Genomic DNA, 16,502 nt, shown 5'->3' on the forward strand with positions numbered 1-16,502 from the left:
TTTGCAAAAAGGGACCGGACACCGGACACGCCATCCGGCGCAAGCCTCCCGGACCCCGGGTCACAGCTGTGCCAGACCCCGGTTCAGGGAACCTGAGCACAGCACAGCCCCGGAAGCGCCTTTACAAAACGCGGCCCGAGACTTTGCAAACACCTCGCACCAGCTCAGCGCAGCCCGTCCATCGCCTTGATATCGGACACCGCCAGCCCGCCAACCCGGTCGTGGATGCGCGGGCCACAGGACATGGCAAGAGCCAGCAGCAGCTCGTCATCGCGCGGGCCGTCGGGCAACCCGACCTCCATCGCGTCGAAATGCGAGCGCACATAGGCCGCGTTGATATGGCCAAGCGGCACGTCGATCCGGCTGCCCGGCCCGCCCTGTTTCATCGCCGAGGGCACGATGGCCAGCGCCTCGCCCAGCCGTTCGCGCATCGCATAGCCGCCCGGCACGTGCCAGAGGGCCGTATGCTCCAGCTCTCCGCGCGTGCCGCACATGGCGGCCTTGCCGTAACCGTCGATGCCCTCGCGCCCGCCCATGACCTCGATCAGGCGGTCGGTCATCATCAGGCCGAGCGGCTTCAGCGCCTCCATCCCCGGCTGGATATCGGCGGTGTAGCTGCCCGCATAGGGGTTGCGCACCAGGGCGACAATGGCCCCGCGCCGGCGCGGTACGGTGGCCACCGGTCCGCCGTCATGGGCGATGTCCTCTAGAAAAATCATCGTCTTGCGCAGGGTGAATTCAGTCATGTCCAGCATCCGTTACCAGTTTTCCAATTCCGCCGACCAGCCGGAACCGCCCCTGCAGCTCCAGCCGTGCCCCGCCGATCAGCCCGCGTGAAACCAGCCCCTCGGCATAGGTCGCGCCACGGGCCAGGGCCTCTTCGATCTCGGCCTCGCTCAGCGCGCCGACCCCGGTGGTGACGGGCCGGTCGCCCAGGTCGCTGTCGGGCGAGAGCTGACTGGCCGGGACGCGGGTCACGGCCGGGTGGCCCGGCAGGTCGATCCGGTTCGCGATCATCGTGGCCGCCGCATCCGCCAGGGCCGCCGAACGCGCAACCGCGGTCACCGCATCGGCCATGCCCAGCGAATGCGACCGCCCGCCCCAGCCCGAGGTCGCCATGCCGCGCCAGGGGGTCTGCGCGTCGATCCGGATGGTGCCGCCGGGCATTGCGGCCCTGATCTCTTGCCTTGGCGTGAGGTGAAAGGCCACGTCGCCGCCGTTGTTCACCCAGGCCAGGGTCACCTCGCGGAAATGGGACATGCTGGCGAGGATCTCGTCGGCCACGGCCCCGGCGACGGCGGCCATCGGGGTGATGAACTCGGGCTTGAAATGCACCGTGGCGCTGCGCATCCGGCGGGCGACATGGCCCAGCAGGGGCGGCGAATCTGCCCGGCGCAGCGCGGGCAGTTCAGAGACCAGTTCCTGCAGCAGCCCCTCGAACCGGGCGGCGGCGGCGGCCATCGCCTGGGCCCGGGCCGCGCCTTCGGCCTTGACGATCAGGTCGATCGGGCCTTCGTGCAGATGCATCCGCTCGCCATCCGGCAACATGCGGATCTGGGGGCCGGTCATGCCCCGTCGCGGCCCGGCAGGCGGCGGTTGCTGGCCCCGTATTCGTTGCCCGTGGCGAGGATGTCGTCGAGATCGCGCACCGCGCCGTCATGGCCCCCGAGCGCGCGATAGCTGTCGCGCGGCAGGGTGAATTCCAGCGGCGCAACCAGCGCCGGCGTGGGCACATAGCCAAAGCTGCCGGGCGGCAGCTGCGTCACGTCGGTCATCAGGGTGATGCCGCCGCCGGGCCAGACATAGGCCGGCGCGCCGCCCACCGTCACGCGGACCTCGCCCGACTGCACCGCCCGGGTCAGCCGGACCGGGTTGCGCGTGGCGCCCGAGCGCAGCGATCCCCCCGCCCCCGCGGCGAAAAGCACGGTGCAGAGCGCGGGTTCGCAATTCTCGGCGATCAGGGCGACGGTCTGCTGCAGCGCCTCGGGCATCGGCTGCGGCTGCGGCTGCAGCGCTTCGTCCAGCACGTAATAGGCCGAATGCTCGCCGGTGGTCGAAACCATCAGCAGGGTCAGCCCGGGGCGCGCGCCCTTTTTCTCCAGCCAGGGGTTCAGGATCGACAGCGGATCCTCGATATCGGTGCCGCCCCAGCCCAGCCCCGGTTCGGCCACGCGGAAATAGCGCCCCGGGGTCGAGCGGTGGCCCCGGATGCGGATGCCGGTGTCGGGCCAGCCCAGCACCTTGCCCGCCTGATGTTCCGAAACCACGCCGGTGATATGGTCATCGACCACCACCACCTCGTCCACCAGCCCGTGCCATTGCGCGGCGAACATGCCGATGGTGGCCGATCCGCAGCCCACGCGCATCCGTTCCTCGCGCTTGCCGTCGACGACGGGCGGCTGGCCGGCCTGCACGGTGACCTGCGCGCCGCCTTCGATCTGCAGCTCCACCGCCTCGCAGTTGCACAGCGCCAGCAGCGTGTCGCAGGTCGCGCGGCCCTCGGCCTTGGACCCGCCGGTCAGGTGCTCGACCCCGCCGAGCGAAAGCATCTGCGAGCCGTATTCCGAGGTGACGACCAGCCCGACAACCTCGCCCCGGGCCAGGACGCGCGCGCCCTCGTGGCCCAGGTGGCGGTCGGTGTCGATCTTCACCTTCACGCCGCAGTAGGAATAGATCGCCTCGGTCACTACGGTGACAAAATCCACCCCGTCGAACTGGCGCGACACGATGAAGGGCGCGGGCTTGTAGTCCGGATAGGTCGTGCCCGCCCCGATGGCCGTCACCGTCACGCCGTCATCGGCCAGCAGCCTGCCGTCCCAGTCACGCGCCAGGAAGGGGCGCAGGGGCGTTCCCTTTGCTTCGGCCGCGTCGAGGATCGTCAGCGGGTCGCAGCGCACGATCTGCCCGCCGTGGTTGGCATAGCGGTCGCAGGCGCCGGTGCGCCCTTCGGCCACGTAGCACATCACCGGGCAGGCATCGCAGCGGACCTTGTCCGCCGCCGCGGGTTTCTGGGGGGTCACGTCGTTCATGGCGTAGGGGCCTTCCGGGCCGTGGCGGCCTTTGCAGGGAGGGGGGTCATGCCGATGCCTCCGCCGCGCGGATCGCGGCCAGCACCCGGTGCGGCAGGGCCGGCAGGCGCGCCACGCGGGCGCCCGAGGCATCGCGGATCGCGTTCAGGATCGCCGGGGCGGTGGGGATCAGCACGTGTTCGCCCAGCCCCTTGGCGCCCATCGGCCCCTCGGGGTCGGGCACCTCGACCAGGATCGGCACGATCTCGGGCATGTCGCCGGTGGTGGGGATCAGGTAATCGTGCAGGTTCTCGGTCCGCCCGGGGATGTAATCCTCCATCAGCGCCATGCCGAGGCCCTGGGCGATGCCGCCCTGGATCTGCCCCTCGGCCAGCAGCGGGTTGATCACCCGCCCCAGGTCATGCGCGGCGGTGATGCGGGTGACGCGGGTGGTGCCAAGGACCATGTCGACCTCGACTTCGGCGATCTGGGCGCCGTAGCCATAGACCGCATAGGGCGTGCCCTGCCCGTTTTCGTCCAGCGGCGCGGTTGGCGGGTCATAGCTTTCTTCGACCGACAGGGCATAGCCGCGCGCATCCGTCTGCAGCGCCGCCAGGTCCACGGTCGAGCTGCCGCGCGCATCGCTGACCGTGACCGTGCCGCGCTCAAGCTGCAGCCGGGCGTCGGGCGCGCGATTGGTCATGGCGAGGATCCGGGCCCTGAGCGCCTGCCCCGCCAGCATGGCCGCCTTGCCCGACACATAGGTCTGGCGCGAGGCCGAGGTCTTGCCGCCATCCGGGGTCAGCCCGGTGTCCGGCCCGATCAGCTCGATCCGTTCGACCGGCAGGCCAAGCGCATCGGCGCAGATCTGCGGGATCACGGTGTTGGAGCCCTGGCCGATATCCGTCGCCCCCTGATGCAGCACCAGCCGCCCCTCGCCCGTCAGGCCAAGCCGCATGGTCGAGGGGTTGGGCAGCGAGGTATTGCCGCAGCCGTACCAGCACGAGGCCACGCCGATCCCCCGCCGCAGGGTGCTGCCCCGCGCGTTGAAGGCCGCGGACTCGGCCAGCGCAAGGTCCCAGTGCGGGGCCAGCGCGTCCAGGCAGGCGCCGATGCCGATGCCGCCCAGATATTGCCCGCAGACCGTGGGATCGCCGTCGCCAAGCGCGTTCAGCCGGCGAAAGGCCAGCCGGTCCATCCCGCAGGCCGCCGCGAGATCGTCATAGAGCGCTTCCTGCAGCACCGCCGCCTGTGGCACGCCAAAGCCCCGGAAGGCGCCCGAGACGGGGCCGTTGGTGTGCATCGCCCGCGTCTCGGCCCGGTAGTTGGGCGTCAGATAGGGGCCCGAGGCATGCACCGGCACCCGGTTCGCCACGGTCGGCCCCCAGCTGGCATAGGCGCCGGTGTTGAAGGTCCCGTCGAATTCCATGCCCACCACGCGGCCTTCGGCATCCGTGCCGATCCGCGCCCGCATCCGTGCCGGATGGCGCTTGGTGGTCGATTGCATGGATTCCGAGCGGGTGTAGGTCATCCGGCAGACCTGCCCGGTCTTCAGCGCCGCCAGCCCGATCAGCGGTTGCAGCGAGACGTCGAGCTTCGAGCCGAAGCCCCCGCCGGTGCCCGAGGGCAGGATGCGGATCCGTTCCATCGGCAGGGCCAGCAGGCGCGAGAGGTCTTCCTGGTCCATCACCGGGGCCTGGGTGCAGGCCCGGATCATCAGCACGTCGCCCTCGACCCAGGCCAGGCCCGCCTCCGGCTCGATATAGGCATGTTCCACATAGGTCGTGTCGGCCTCGGCCTCGGCCAGATGCACCGCAGCGGCCAGCGCGCCCTCAGGATCGCCGCGACAGACGCGGCCGCGGGTCAGCACATTGTCGGGCCGGGAGTCCTGCACCGCGCGCGCGCCCTCGGCGGTCAGCGGGTCGGTCACGGGGTCGAGCGGCTGCCATTCCACCGGAAAGGATGCGAGGTCCAGCGTTTCCGCGATCCAGGCGGGGGCCACGACGATGGCCACCGCCTCGCCCCGGAACCGCGTCTCGGTCTCGGCCAGGGCGGGCTGGTCGGCAAAGGGCGGGATCACGCCAAACCGGTTCTCGCCGGGCAGGTCGGCGGCGGTAAAGACCTGCACCTGCCGCGCCCGCGCCCATTGGGCCAGGTTGCCAAAGGTGAACCGCGCCGCCGGATGCGGCGAGCGGATCGCCCTGACGATCAGCGCGCCTTCGGGCTGGGGATCGGCGCCGAACTGTTCGGTGCCCAGCACCTTGGGCAGACCGTCGCGGCGCGGCAGACGTGCCCCGACAGCCTGCCCCGCCGGGGTCTCCGCCGGGGTTGTGTCGGGCGTGCCGGCATCGCAGACGGCGTCGATGATCTTGGTATAGCCGGTGCAGCGGCAAAGGACGCCGCCAAGCGCCTCCTCCACCTCGTCCCGGCTGGGCGCGGCGCGGCGCGACAGCAGCGCGGCGGCGGCCATCAGCATGCCCGGCGTGCAGATGCCGCATTGCGCCGCCCCATGCCGCAGAAAGGCGGCCTGCAGGGAGGACACCACGCCGCCCTCGGCCAGCCCCTCGACCGTGGTGACATGGCGCCCCTCGGCCTGGGCCAACGGCGTCAGGCAGGCGCAGCGCGCCTCGCCGTCGATCAGCACGGTGCAGGCGCCGCAATCCCCGGCGTCGCAGCCGGATTTCGTGCCGGTCAGCTGCAGCTCGCTCCGCAGCACCTCGGACAGGCGGCGCAGCGGCGCGGCGGCGACCTGGCAGGGCTGTCCGTTCACGGTCAGGCGGGCGGTGGCGGGATGTCCGGTCATGTGGCGGCCCCCTCGGCCAGTCGGGTCAGGCAGCGGCGCAGCAGTTCCACCGCCGCCGTGCCGCGATAGGCCGCATCGGCGCGCGGGTCGTCGATGGGCGCAAGCTCCGGCAGGATCAGCGCCGGGTCGATGGCCGCGCCCGCCGCGCCCGGGGTCAGGCCCTGCAGCGCCGCCTCCTGCACCGCAAGACGGCGGGCGGTGGCGGAACAGGCGCCGACGGCCAGCGCGGCCGTCGCGATCCGGCCCTCGCCGTCGAGGACGATGCGCACGGCGGTCATGGCGATCGAGATCACAAGGTAGCGCCGCGCCCCCAGCTTGGCAAAACAGGAAACGCCCTGCCCCGCGGCATCCGGGACCAGCACGGCCGACAGCAGCTCGTCGGGCCGCCGCGCGGTCTGGCGCGGGCCGGTCAGGAAATCAGCCAGCGGCAGGCGGCGCGTTCCGGCGGTCGAGGCCAGCTCGACCAATGCATCCAGCGCCAGCAGCGGCGGCACCCCGTCGGCGGCGGGCGAGGCATTGCAGAGATTGCCGCCCACCGTGCCGGCATTCTGGATCTGGACCGATCCGACCTCGCGCGCGGCCTGTTTCAGGGCGTCGAAGGCGGGCGGCAGCGCGGCGTGCAAGACCGCGCTCCAGCTGGTGGTCGCGCCGATGCGCCAACCCTCGGGCGTGCGGGTGATGCCGTGCAGTCCGGCGACGGCGGTCAGATCGAGCACCGGGCCGGACAGGCTCGCCCGCTGGGTGGCGGGGAAGAGGTCGGTGCATCCCGCCGCGGGCACCGCGCCAGAGGCGACGACGCGCAGCGCCTCGCCCAGGTCATGGGGCCTATGGAACGTCACGTCGCCTATGGTAGACAAGACACACCTCCCCGTTTCCGCAATGGCGCTGCCGCGTTTGTTGGTGTACAAACGGATTTTGGAGCCGCAAGCCCTATCATGTCAAGGTGGGGCAGCAGATCGAAGGGCCAAGCGGATGGCGGACGATACCAAAGGCTATGTTCTGGACAATCAGGTCGGCTACCTGCTGCGCCGCGCAACGCAGCGGCACATCGGTATCTTCGGCCAGGCCCTGCCCGAGCTGACGCCGACCCAGTTCGCCGCCCTGGCCAAGATTTGCGAGCTGGGGGCGGTGTCGCAGAACGCGCTCGGCCGGGCCACGGCGATGGATGCGGCGACGATCAAGGGCGTGGTCGACCGGCTGCGGGACAAGGGGCTCATCGCCTCGACCCAGGACGCGAACGACAAGCGGCGCCTGCTGCTGGCGGCCTCGGACGAGGGGCGCGCGCTCTACGAGTCGCTTACCGCCACCGCCCTGCGCATCAGCGCCGAAACGCTGGAACCGCTGTCAGAGGACGAGCGCATCGCCTTTGTCGAGATGCTGGCCCGGCTGGGCTGACGGCCCGGGTCGCGCCCCTGGGCCAACCGGTCACACACCCAGATGAGCGCGCAGCCGCGACGGATCGGCGGCCAGGGCCGCGGCATCCAGATCCTCCAGATTCCGCCCGTTCTCGATCACGTGCACGTGATCGGCCATCGCCAGAACCGCATCGATTCGCTGCTCGACCAGCAGCACGATGGCCCCGCTGTCGCGCATCCGCAGGATGACCTGGCGGATCGCCTCGATCATCGAGGGCTGCAGCCCCTCGGTCGGTTCGTCCAGCAGCAGCAGCCGGGGCCTGAGGCAGAGCGCACGGGCAGTGGCCAGCATCTGCTGCTCGCCGCCCGACAGGGTATCGGCCCTCTGGGCCAGCCGCTCGCGCAGACGGGGGAACAGCTCCAGCACCTCCTCGCGCGTGTCAGGGCCGCTCTTGCGGGTCATCAGGCCGACGGTCAGGTTCTGGGCCACCGTCAGCTCTCCGAACAGCCGCCGCCCCTGCGGGATGTAACCGACACCCCGGCGCGGCACCTCATGCGCCGGCAGGCCCGAAAGCGGCGCTCCGTCCAGCGTGATCGTCCCGGCGGTGACCGGCAGCAGGCCCATGATCGCCTTCATCGTGGTGGTCTTGCCGGCCCCGTTGCGCCCCATCAGGCAGGTGATCTGCCCCGGCGCCGCGCGCAGCGACAGCGCGCGCAGCACGGTGGCCGGGCCGTAGCCCGCGGTGATGCCGTCGATCTCTAGCATGACGGCCCGCCCTGCCCCGGTCGGCGCTGCGCGCCGAAGCCTCCGGCGGGAGTATTTGGAACGAGATGAAGACAGGGCGCATCCACGGGCTTCATCTCGTCGGAAATACTCCCGCCGGAGGCCTCAAATCCATGTCCCGCCGCCGGGCACCCTTGCCGCGCCGGGGCGGAGAGCCGATCACGCATCCGCGCCTCCTGTCCCGAGATAGGCCGCCTGCACGTCGGCATTGGCGTGGATCTCGGCGGGCGTGCCCTCGGCCAGCACCTCGCCGAAGTTCAGCACGGTGATCCGGTCGGCCAGTTCCATGACCACGGCCATGTTGTGCTCGATCAGCAGGATCGTGGTCTCGGCGGCAAGTTCGCGGATCAGCACCTTGAAGGCCGCGATCTCGCTTTCCGCCAGGCCCTGGGTCGGCTCGTCCAGGATCATCAGGCGGGGTTTCTGGGCCAGCCCCATGGCGATCTCCAGAAGGCGCTGGTGGCCGTAGGACAGATCCTCGGCCGCGTCATCGGCCCTGTCGCCCAGCCCGACCCGCGCCAGGGCCTGCGTCACCGCCCCGTCCACCGCCGCGGCATCGCCGCCCAGGCGGCGGCGCGCGGCCAGGGCCACGTTCTCGTGCACCGAGAGGCGCGAGAAGACCGAGGTGATCTGGAAGGTATAGGCCATCCCCCGCGCGACCCGGGCATGGGCCGGCAGGTCGGTCACATCGGCGCCGTCGAAGGCGATGCGCCCGCCGGTGGGCGGGATGCGCCCGATCAGCATCGAGACGAAGGTGGTCTTGCCCGCGCCATTGGGCCCGATCAGGGCGCGCACCTCGTTCGGGGGCAGGTCGAAATCCACGTTCGACACCGCCTGCAGCCCGTGAAAGGCGCGCGACAGCCCCCGGGTCGAAAGGATCGGCGCGCTCATGGCAGGCCCTTCCACAGCCGGCGGCGCAGCTCGCCCGCGATGCCCTGCGGGGCAAACAGCGTCAGGCCGATCAGCACCAGGCCCGCGATCAGCATATAGGCCTCGGTGAAGCCCGAGGAGAGGTCGATCAGGTAGAACATGAACAGCGTCCCCAGCAGCGGCCCGACCACCGTGCCCGCCCCGCCCAGCAACACCCACAGCAGCGGGAAGATCGAATATTGCACCCCCGCGAAGCTGGCCCCGGCATAGCCGAAGAGCAGCCCGTAGGCCGCGCCCCCGGCGGCCGAGATCGTGCCCGAGATCACCAGCGCGCTCAGCTTGGCGCGGAAGGTGTCATAGCCCAGCAGGCGGGCGCGTTCCTCGTTCTCGCGGATGGCGACAAACACCCGCCCCGCCGGGCGGCGCACCAGGCGCAGGGTCAGCAGCAGCACCGCCGAGAACAGCAGCCAGGCCGCGATATAGCGGTTGCCGGGATCGCTGAGGTCGATGCCGAAAAGCGTCCGGTCCACGGCCTGGATGACAAACCCCTCGTCCCCGCGCGTCCATTCGCCGAAGTAGAGGATGGCGAGGTAGCAGGCCTGGCTGAACATCAGCGTCACGATCATGAACGAGACACCCGCCGTGCGCAGCGCCAGCAGGCCCACGACCAGCGACAGCCCCGCCCCCGCGGCCAGCCCGGTCAGCATGGCCGGCAGCGCGCCCGCGTCGGCCAGGCGGATCGCCAGCCCCATGCCGTACATGCCGGCGGCAAAGAACATGGCATGGCCCAGCGACAGCAGCCCGGTATATCCGAAGGCGATGTTGTAGCCCATGGCATAGACCGCCAGCACCATGATCCGCGCCATGTTGCCGTGATGATAGGCCGGCAGCAGGACATTGCCCGCCAGCAGCACGGCCAGCAGGCCGAGGTGGAGGATCAGCGCCCGGCTCATCGCGCCCTGGCCCCGAACAGGCCCTGCGGGCGGAACACCAGCACCAGGGCGACCAGCAGTGTGGCGATGATCTTGGCCAGCGTGGGCGAGAAGAAGACCGAGATGATGCCGTCGGACATGCCGATCAGCACCGCCGCGACGATGGTGCCCGGCAGCGAGCCCAGCCCGCCGATGATCACCACGATGAAGGACAGCAGCAGGGCGTCGCCGCCCATCAGGTAATGCGCCTGCTGGATCGGCACGATCAGCACCCCGGCCAGGGCCGCCAGCCCTGCCCCGATGCCGAAGACCGCCGCATAGACCCGTTCGACCGGGATGCCGAAGGCGGTGGCCATCTCGCCGTCGAGCTGGGTGGCGCGCATGATCAGACCGGCCTTGGACCGGCTCATCAGCAGCCAGACCGCCAGGATCACGGCCACCGCCGCAATGATGACGAACAGCTTGTACGAGGTGGTCGACAGCCCCCAGGGGAAATAGATGGCCAGACCGCCGTCGCCCCATTCGAGCCAGGGCAGCGCGATCCGCTGATTGAACGGCGGCTCGACCGGCTGGGCATTGGGGCCATAGGTCATCAGCGCCACCTGCTGGATCACGTAGAGCAGCCCGATGGTGGCCACGATGGTGCGTTCGGGATCGTAGTCGATGCGCTTGAGGATGGTCATGTCGGCCAGTGCCGCCAGCCCGCCGACCAGCAGCGGGGCCAGGATCAGCGCGGCGACAAAGCCGATGGCCGGGCCGCCGCCCACGTGCTGGGCCACGAACCAGGCGACCACCGCGCCCAGCATGTAGAATTCGCCATGCGCCACGTTCACCACGCGCATCACGCCGAAGACGAGGCTGAGGCCCGAGGCGGTCAACGCCAGCACCGCCGCCATGACGGCGCCCTCGAGCATCGCGAGCATCAGATAGGGGCCGAAATCCATGCGTCAGGTCTTGGTACGGATCTGCCAGCTGAGCCCGAAGCGGTCGGTCACCCAGGCATAGCGCTCGGCAAAGGGATAGCTGTCCAGCGGCATCATCACCTTGCCGTCCTCGGCCAGCGCGGCATAGAGGCGGTCGACCTCCTCGGAGCTGTCGCAGGTCAGGTAGAAGGACAGGCTGGCGGTCAGGTCGAAATCGTGCACGGCAGGGCTGTCGAGCACCATGATCTCGGTCCCCGCCACCTCCAGCCGCCAGAGTTGCGGCGCGCCCGCCCCGTCATTCTGCACCACCTCGGCCCGGGCATCGGGCAGGATGGCGCAATAGGTCTCGACCGCCTCGGCGGCCGTACCCTGGAACATCACGAACGGGGCGAGCGACGCCATCGGTTCAGAAGCTCATCGAGGTGTAATCGACCTCGTCGGGATAGAGCGTATCGTCGATGCTGGCGGTGTGCTGGACCATCAGCTTGCCGCCCTCGACCTTGGAAATGTACTGCTGGCCGAACACCTGGTGGGTCTTGCCGTTGAACAGCTTGGGCCCCTGCGGATGGGCGGCGCCGGCCTCCATCTCGGACATGGCCTCGACCGCCTCGACCAGTTTCTGCCGGTCGGCGGTGGAGGCATAGCCCGAGGCCTCCATCCCCGCCTTGATGACATGCAGGGTTTCCCAGCACCCGAACATATGCGCCGAGGTCGAGACATCCTTGGGATCGCTCACGCTGGCGCCGTTCGCGTCGATGCCGACGGCGTCACGGTAGGCTTTGACGTAATCCGGCGCATCGGGCTGCAGGTAGCGGGGGTTGCCCTCCCAGAAATAGCTGCCGTCGAGGAATTCGAGCCCCGGCGAGGACATGTCGACCGCCTCCAGCGAGTCGATGAAGCCGAAGAGCTGCGGCGCGGAGGGGCCGAAGAACTCGCCCAGTTCCTTGACGAAGGTCAGCACGGCGGGGCCGACCATGACGTGATAGATCACCTCGGTGTCGCGGGGGATCTTGGGGAAATACTTGGTGAACGAGGTTTCGGTCGGCGGGATCGCGATCTGCGCCAGCACCTCGCCGCCCGCCTTTTCGATGGCCGGGGTCAGGTTGTCGCGGTGATCGTAGCCAAAGGCGAAATCGGGGAAGATCATCGTGACCTTCTTGCCCAGCGTGTCGGTGATGAAGGGGGCCATCGCCTGGATCTGGCTTTTCACATCGGTGATGCCGGGCTGCAGCGTCCAGCGGTTCAGCATGCCGGATGCGACGTGGTGCCCCTCGGAGACCACGAAATAGGGCAGCTTCAGCTCTCCGGCGCGGGGGGCCGAGCCGATCACCACATGCGAGAACAGCGTGCCGAAGGCGATGTCGCAGTTGGACTGGTTGGCGAATTTCTCCAGCACCTCCGCGCCGCGCTTGGGATCGGTGCCGTCATCCTCGGTCACCAGTTCGACCATGCGGCCGTTGATCCCGCCCTCGGCGTTGATCTTCTCGACCGCGGCGACCGAGGTCCGCTCGTACCAGCGGCCATAGGCGGCACCGATTCCGGTGGCGTGTTTCTGGAACCCGATGCGGATCGGCTCGGCCGTCTGGGCATGGGTGTAGCGCGCCCAGAGCGGCAGTGCGGTGGCGGCACCGGCAACGCCGAGCGTCTTGAGAACCGAGCGGCGGTTGGGCGTGATTAGGCGATCTGAAGACTTGGTCATCTCTGGTCATCCCTGTTGAGAACGATGTGCCGACCCCTTGTAGCCGGGGCTCTGCAATGCAGTCTGTATGTATACAAACGAGTTGTCCAGAATTTTGGCACCTGCAATCAGCCGCCACGGGGCGAGGCGAGCAGCCAGAGCCCGAAAAGCGTGTAGATCACCATGAAAAGCGCCAGGGGAATCTGGGAAACTGCCGCTTTTCCGTGCGTTCCGAACAGCGACAGCGCCCGGACATGGGCCATCAGCACCGCGATCATGTGCCCCAGGACCACCGCGGCGGCCTGGCTCAGCCAGATCACCTGCACCGTGTCGCGGGTGTTGAAGAATCCCGTGGTGACCCGATGCCCGGCCAGCCCCAGCAGGTTCCAGCCCTGCCCGAAGGGATCGTTGAGCTGCAGGCCCAGATATTGCCCGTCGACCAGCGCCGTGGGCAGGTAATGCGCCACGTGATAGCCAAGCGCGATCGGCAGGATCGACGGGGCCAGCGCACGAAAGGCCAGGGCCAGCGGCAGGTCCGATTCGGCCAGGATCAGCCCCGCCTTGATCGTCGCGGCAAAGGCGGCGACCAGCAGGAGGCAGGCAGCGGCGAGGCCCGCAAGCGACGTGCCCACGACCGAGGACCGGCCCGAGAATTCCAGCGGGTTCACGCCGATCAGGCCGAACCACCAGAAGGTCTCGTTCAGCCCGTCGAAGGTGCCGATGCCAAGCGCGAGAATCAGGAAGACCGCCATGCCGGTGGCGGGCCGGGGCGCCGCGATCCAGCGCCAGCCCGGCAGGCCGATGGCGATCCCGCCCCGCCGCCGCCCGAACGGCGCCATGCCGGCATAGGCGCGGGCGAGCACGCTCAGCGGCTCTACCCGGAACAGCCAGCGCGGCCCGCAGGCCATCACGCCCGCCATGTTCACCGCCCAGTAGACAGCCGCGATCCGCGCCAGCCTCTCGGGCGCTGCCGGGGCCGGGTCGGCCAGCAGGAAGGCGGCAAAGACCATCAGCATCGCCACCGCCGGCCAGGCGCCCAGACGGCGCGGCAGGTGCAGGCGGGCATGGCGGCGGCGGCGCAGCCACCAGAGCGCGACCCAAGGGTTGGCGCGGCGCCAGATGTCGCCAAAGAGGCCCTGCGCGGTCAGCAGGAAAATCCAGAACCCGCTCCACAGCATCAGCGGCATGGCATTATGCGTCGGGTCCTGCGACCTGGTCACGCCCTCGGCCACCATCCAGAGGAAGACCGCAAGGCCGATGCCCCCCGCAACCGGCGCCCCCGGGCCTGCCGGGCGCGGCGCGACTCGCACGGGCCGGAACAGCGCGCGGGCGGCGCCCGGCGGAACCAGGGCAATCAGGATGACCGTCGCGATCACCGAGGCCACGCCGCCCGCGATATAGAGGTCGGTCGGCAGCAGCAGGACAAAGCCCTGTTCGGACGCATGGGCCGAGGCCCGGCCGGGGAGCAGCAGGAGAGGGAGAAGCCAGCGCCGTGTCATGGGGCGATTGTCCCGCACGGCCGGGGGAATGCAAGATGCGACGATGCCGCGCGGAAAGGTGCCGCCGGTCCGCCGCCCCGCCGGAGTGAGGGGACGATAGCGGGTGGCTTGCGCGGGCCGGGTCTTGCGGATGATCGGTTGTTGCGCTGTCGGCAAGGCGCGGATTTGAGTATTTGTGACGAGATGAAGGATCGTGTTGCTCTGCCGGGCGGCAGGGGCCGAGAGCGGGGCGGTTGGCGGCCTGGATCATTGACAAAGGGCCGCGCCGCTGAAAATCATTTGCACACAAATGGATTTGGAGGCTGGCATGGCGGAACAGGTGATCGGCGTCGACGTCGGGGGGACGTTCACCGACCTCGTGCTGGTCGATCCCTCCAGCGGGGCGGTACGGCTGGCCAAGGTGCCCTCGACGCTGGACAACCAGGCGGGCGGGGTCATGGCCGCAACGCGGGAGGCCGGGGCCGACCTGGGCGCGGTGGCGCTGGTGGTGCATGGCACGACCACCACGACCAACGCCGTGCTGGAGCGCAAGCTGGCGCGGACCGGCCTGATCACCACCGCAGGCTTCCGCGACGTGCTGGAGCTGGGGCGGCGCACCCGGCCGCAGGCCTACGGCATGAAGGGAGAGTTCCGCCCCGTGATCCCGCGCGACCTGCGCCGCGAGGTGCCAGAGCGGATGGATGCCCAGGGCCGCGTGGTCACCGCGCTGGACGAGGATGCGCTGAAACGCGAGGCGCGGGCCCTGCTGGAGGCGGGATGCGTCTCGGTTGTGGTGCATTTCCTGCATGCCTATGCCAACCCGGCGCATGAGCTGAGGGCGGGCGAGATCCTGGCCGAGGTCTGGCCGAACGATCATGTCACCCTGGGCCACGCCCTGCTGTCGGAAAGCCGCGAGTTCGAGCGCGGGGTGACGGCGGCGGTCAATGCCTCGGTCCAGCCGCTGCTGGAGCGCTATGTCTCGCGCCTGGCCGGGGAGCTGGCCGCGGGCGGGTATCGTGGCGAGCTGCTGGTGATGAACGGCAATGGCGGTATGGTCTCGGCCGGCAAGGTGGCGCGCGAGGCGGCCAAGACGGTGATGTCGGGCCCGGCCTCGGGGGTCATGGCGGCGGCCTTCACCGGGCGGGCGGCGGGCATGCCGGATCTGCTGACCTATGACATGGGCGGCACCTCGACCGACGTGGCGCTGATCCGCGGGGCGGAGCCTGCGGTGTCGAACGAGATCGAGATCGAATATGCCATGCCGATCCATGTGCCGATGGTCGACGTGCGCACCGTGGGCGCCGGTGGCGGGTCGATCGCGCGGGTCAATGCGGCGGGGCTGCTGGAGGTCGGGCCGCACAGCGCGGGGGCCGTGCCGGGGCCGATCTGCTATGGCCGCGGCGGGACCGAGCCGACGATTTCCGACGCCAATCTCCTGTTGGGCCGGCTGGACCCGTCGCGGCTGAAATCGGTCGAAGGCGGCGTGACCCTGGAGCGGGTGCGTCAGATTTTCGACGAAAATCTGGGCGCGCCACTGGGCCTGACGCCCGAGGAGGCGGCCGAGGCCGTGGTGCGCATGGCCAATGTCAGGATGGCCGGGGCGATCCGCATGGTCTCGGTCTCGCTGGGCGCCGATCCGCGCGATTTCGCGCTCTTCGCCTTTGGTGGCGCGGGGCCCTTGCATGCCTGCGCCCTGGCCCGCGAGCTGGGCGTGCCGCGCGTTCTGGTCCCCGCCCGCCCCGGCATCACCAATGCGCTCGGCTGCGTGGTGGCCGACCTGCGGCACGATTTCGTCACCACGCTGAACCGTCCGCTCGACAGGTTGCACATGGAGGACCTCGCCGCCGTGCTGCAGGCGCAGGAGGCCGAGGGCCGCGCCCTGATCGCCCGCGAGACCGTACCCCTGCGCGAGGTCCGCCGGGTCCTGTCGCTCGACATGCAGTTCATCGGCCAGACGCATCTGCTGCGGGTGGCGCTCGACGGGCCCGGGATCACCCGCGAGGCCCTGCAGGCGAAGTTCGAGGAGGTCTACTGGAACCGCTTCCGCGTGCGTCTCGACACGATCCGCGCCTCGGTGGTCAACGCCAATTGCTCGGTCATCGGGGTGCGCGAACCGCTGGACCTGTCGGTGCTGATCGACCCCGCCGGACGGCGCGCGACCGTGGCAGAGGCCCTGCGCACCCGGCGCGACGTGATCTTTGACGGCGCCGCGCATGACACGCCGGTCTACCTGCGCGATGCCCTGCCGCTGGAGGCCGAGATCACCGGGCCGGCGGTGATCGAGCAGATGGATACCACGATCCTGATCCCGCCGGGCGATGTCGCGCGGGGGGACAGGCTGGGCAATATCATCGTGCATGTCGGGGCGGCGGGGTGATGCGGGACCGCAACCATACGGCGGCGTCTACTTTCGGGAGTGACGTGGCGAAACGGTCCAGGCGGATCGCGAGCAAGGTGTTGCTATGGCTGTCTTCCGGCCCGGGAATTGCCCCCGCGCGGGCAGGTCGCCCGGGCCGGCAGGGCACAGGCAGGCCGGTCCTACGTCCCTCGATAAGACCGCTCCACGCCGCAGGACCATACGATTTCGTACTGACTTTGAGGCGCGCCCGCCTGGAATCTCCGTACGCATGCGTCCGTCTTCGCCCGCCATCCGCCAGCGATATTCCATACG

14 protein-coding genes are annotated in these 16,502 nt (G+C 69.8%); 2 read left to right on the forward strand and 12 right to left on the reverse strand.

Translation table 11 applies throughout. The annotated features are described in order from the left end of the window. Positions 1-164: 164 nt before the first annotated feature. Genes GLS40_RS13085 through GLS40_RS13105 form a run of 5 tightly spaced genes read right to left on the reverse strand, consistent with a single transcriptional unit; the run spans position 165 to position 6,668 of the window. Positions 165-746 (reverse strand): amino acid synthesis family protein, encoded by a 582-nt coding sequence (locus GLS40_RS13085; protein WP_160383175.1) that lies wholly within the window; start codon positions 744-746, stop codon positions 165-167. After that, positions 739-1,569, reverse strand: coding sequence for a UPF0280 family protein (locus GLS40_RS13090; RefSeq protein WP_160383176.1), 831 nt, complete (start codon positions 1,567-1,569; stop codon positions 739-741). The genes GLS40_RS13085 and GLS40_RS13090 overlap by 8 nt, the downstream gene beginning before the upstream one ends. After that, positions 1,566-3,029 carry a 6-hydroxynicotinate reductase gene (locus tag GLS40_RS13095; RefSeq protein WP_160383177.1) on the reverse strand — a complete coding sequence of 488 codons (1,464 nt, stop codon included), beginning with the start codon at positions 3,027-3,029 and terminating at the stop codon, positions 1,566-1,568. The genes GLS40_RS13090 and GLS40_RS13095 overlap by 4 nt, the downstream gene beginning before the upstream one ends. A gap of 46 nt (positions 3,030-3,075) precedes the next feature. Further along, the gene (locus GLS40_RS13100) at positions 3,076-5,811 is read right to left on the reverse strand and encodes a molybdopterin-dependent oxidoreductase (RefSeq protein ID WP_160383178.1); all 2,736 of its coding nucleotides are present in this window, start codon (positions 5,809-5,811) and stop codon (positions 3,076-3,078) included. After that, the gene (locus GLS40_RS13105; RefSeq protein WP_202076143.1) at positions 5,808-6,668 is read right to left on the reverse strand and encodes an FAD binding domain-containing protein; all 861 of its coding nucleotides are present in this window, start codon (positions 6,666-6,668) and stop codon (positions 5,808-5,810) included. The genes GLS40_RS13100 and GLS40_RS13105 overlap by 4 nt, the downstream gene beginning before the upstream one ends. Before the next feature lie 115 nt (positions 6,669-6,783). Here GLS40_RS13105 and GLS40_RS13110 point away from each other — a divergent pair, with 115 nt between their 5' ends. Then, positions 6,784-7,206 carry a MarR family winged helix-turn-helix transcriptional regulator gene (locus tag GLS40_RS13110; protein WP_160383179.1) on the forward strand — a complete coding sequence of 141 codons (423 nt, stop codon included), beginning with the start codon at positions 6,784-6,786 and terminating at the stop codon, positions 7,204-7,206. Positions 7,207-7,236: 30 nt separating this feature from the next. On the opposite strand, the gene GLS40_RS13115 is transcribed toward GLS40_RS13110, so the two are convergent. The 7 genes from GLS40_RS13115 to GLS40_RS13145 form a co-directional block, all read right to left on the reverse strand. Beyond that, positions 7,237-7,932 carry an ABC transporter ATP-binding protein gene (locus tag GLS40_RS13115; protein ID WP_160383180.1) on the reverse strand — a complete coding sequence of 232 codons (696 nt, stop codon included), beginning with the start codon at positions 7,930-7,932 and terminating at the stop codon, positions 7,237-7,239. 177 nt (positions 7,933-8,109) lie between these two features. After that, a complete protein-coding gene (locus tag GLS40_RS13120; protein WP_160383181.1) occupies positions 8,110-8,841 on the reverse strand; it encodes an ABC transporter ATP-binding protein in 732 nt (243 codons plus the stop codon). Then, positions 8,838-9,773 carry a branched-chain amino acid ABC transporter permease gene (locus tag GLS40_RS13125; RefSeq protein WP_160383182.1) on the reverse strand — a complete coding sequence of 312 codons (936 nt, stop codon included), beginning with the start codon at positions 9,771-9,773 and terminating at the stop codon, positions 8,838-8,840. Before GLS40_RS13125 ends, GLS40_RS13120 begins: the two co-directional genes overlap by 4 nt. Next, positions 9,770-10,696 carry a branched-chain amino acid ABC transporter permease gene (locus GLS40_RS13130; RefSeq protein WP_160383183.1) on the reverse strand — a complete coding sequence of 309 codons (927 nt, stop codon included), beginning with the start codon at positions 10,694-10,696 and terminating at the stop codon, positions 9,770-9,772. Before GLS40_RS13130 ends, GLS40_RS13125 begins: the two co-directional genes overlap by 4 nt. A 3-nt stretch (positions 10,697-10,699) precedes the next feature. Beyond that, entirely contained in the window at positions 10,700-11,077 is a 378-nt protein-coding gene (locus GLS40_RS13135; protein ID WP_160383184.1) for a VOC family protein, read from the reverse strand. Between the two features lie 4 nt (positions 11,078-11,081). Next, positions 11,082-12,374 (reverse strand): substrate-binding domain-containing protein, encoded by a 1,293-nt coding sequence (locus GLS40_RS13140; protein WP_160383185.1) that lies wholly within the window; start codon positions 12,372-12,374, stop codon positions 11,082-11,084. A 107-nt stretch (positions 12,375-12,481) separates the two neighbouring features. Next, complete coding sequence (locus GLS40_RS13145) at positions 12,482-13,852, reverse strand: hypothetical protein (RefSeq protein WP_160383186.1); 1,371 nt, start codon at positions 13,850-13,852, stop codon at positions 12,482-12,484. Positions 13,853-14,159: 307 nt separating this feature from the next. Between GLS40_RS13145 and GLS40_RS13150 the strand changes: the two genes are divergently transcribed. After that, a complete protein-coding gene (locus tag GLS40_RS13150) occupies positions 14,160-16,208 on the forward strand; it encodes a hydantoinase/oxoprolinase family protein (protein ID WP_202076144.1) in 2,049 nt (682 codons plus the stop codon). The last annotated feature ends 294 nt before the right edge of the window (positions 16,209-16,502 follow it).

It is taken from the genome of Pseudooceanicola pacificus (genome assembly GCF_009789075.1).
Lineage (GTDB): Bacteria > Pseudomonadota > Alphaproteobacteria > Rhodobacterales > Rhodobacteraceae > Pseudooceanicola > Pseudooceanicola pacificus.

What these genes read in the sequence shown, in the direction of transcription:
- GLS40_RS13095 (WP_160383177.1), bottom strand. Translation starts at nt 3,029, where the DNA reads ATGAACGACGTGACCCCCCAGAAACCCGCGGCGGCGGACAAGGTCCGC.
- GLS40_RS13100 (WP_160383178.1), bottom strand. Translation starts at nt 5,811, where the DNA reads ATGACCGGACATCCCGCCACCGCCCGCCTGACCGTGAACGGACAGCCC.
- GLS40_RS13140 (WP_160383185.1), bottom strand. Translation starts at nt 12,374, where the DNA reads ATGACCAAGTCTTCAGATCGCCTAATCACGCCCAACCGCCGCTCGGTT.
- GLS40_RS13125 (WP_160383182.1), bottom strand. Translation starts at nt 9,773, where the DNA reads ATGAGCCGGGCGCTGATCCTCCACCTCGGCCTGCTGGCCGTGCTGCTG.
- GLS40_RS13085 (WP_160383175.1), bottom strand. Translation starts at nt 746, where the DNA reads ATGACTGAATTCACCCTGCGCAAGACGATGATTTTTCTAGAGGACATC.
- GLS40_RS13135 (WP_160383184.1), bottom strand. Translation starts at nt 11,077, where the DNA reads ATGGCGTCGCTCGCCCCGTTCGTGATGTTCCAGGGTACGGCCGCCGAG.
- GLS40_RS13120 (WP_160383181.1), bottom strand. Translation starts at nt 8,841, where the DNA reads ATGAGCGCGCCGATCCTTTCGACCCGGGGGCTGTCGCGCGCCTTTCAC.
- GLS40_RS13130 (WP_160383183.1), bottom strand. Translation starts at nt 10,696, where the DNA reads ATGGATTTCGGCCCCTATCTGATGCTCGCGATGCTCGAGGGCGCCGTC.
- GLS40_RS13115 (WP_160383180.1), bottom strand. Translation starts at nt 7,932, where the DNA reads ATGCTAGAGATCGACGGCATCACCGCGGGCTACGGCCCGGCCACCGTG.
- GLS40_RS13145 (WP_160383186.1), bottom strand. Translation starts at nt 13,852, where the DNA reads ATGACACGGCGCTGGCTTCTCCCTCTCCTGCTGCTCCCCGGCCGGGCC.
- GLS40_RS13090 (WP_160383176.1), bottom strand. Translation starts at nt 1,569, where the DNA reads ATGACCGGCCCCCAGATCCGCATGTTGCCGGATGGCGAGCGGATGCAT.
- GLS40_RS13110 (WP_160383179.1), top strand. Translation starts at nt 6,784, where the DNA reads ATGGCGGACGATACCAAAGGCTATGTTCTGGACAATCAGGTCGGCTAC.
- GLS40_RS13150 (WP_202076144.1), top strand. Translation starts at nt 14,160, where the DNA reads ATGGCGGAACAGGTGATCGGCGTCGACGTCGGGGGGACGTTCACCGAC.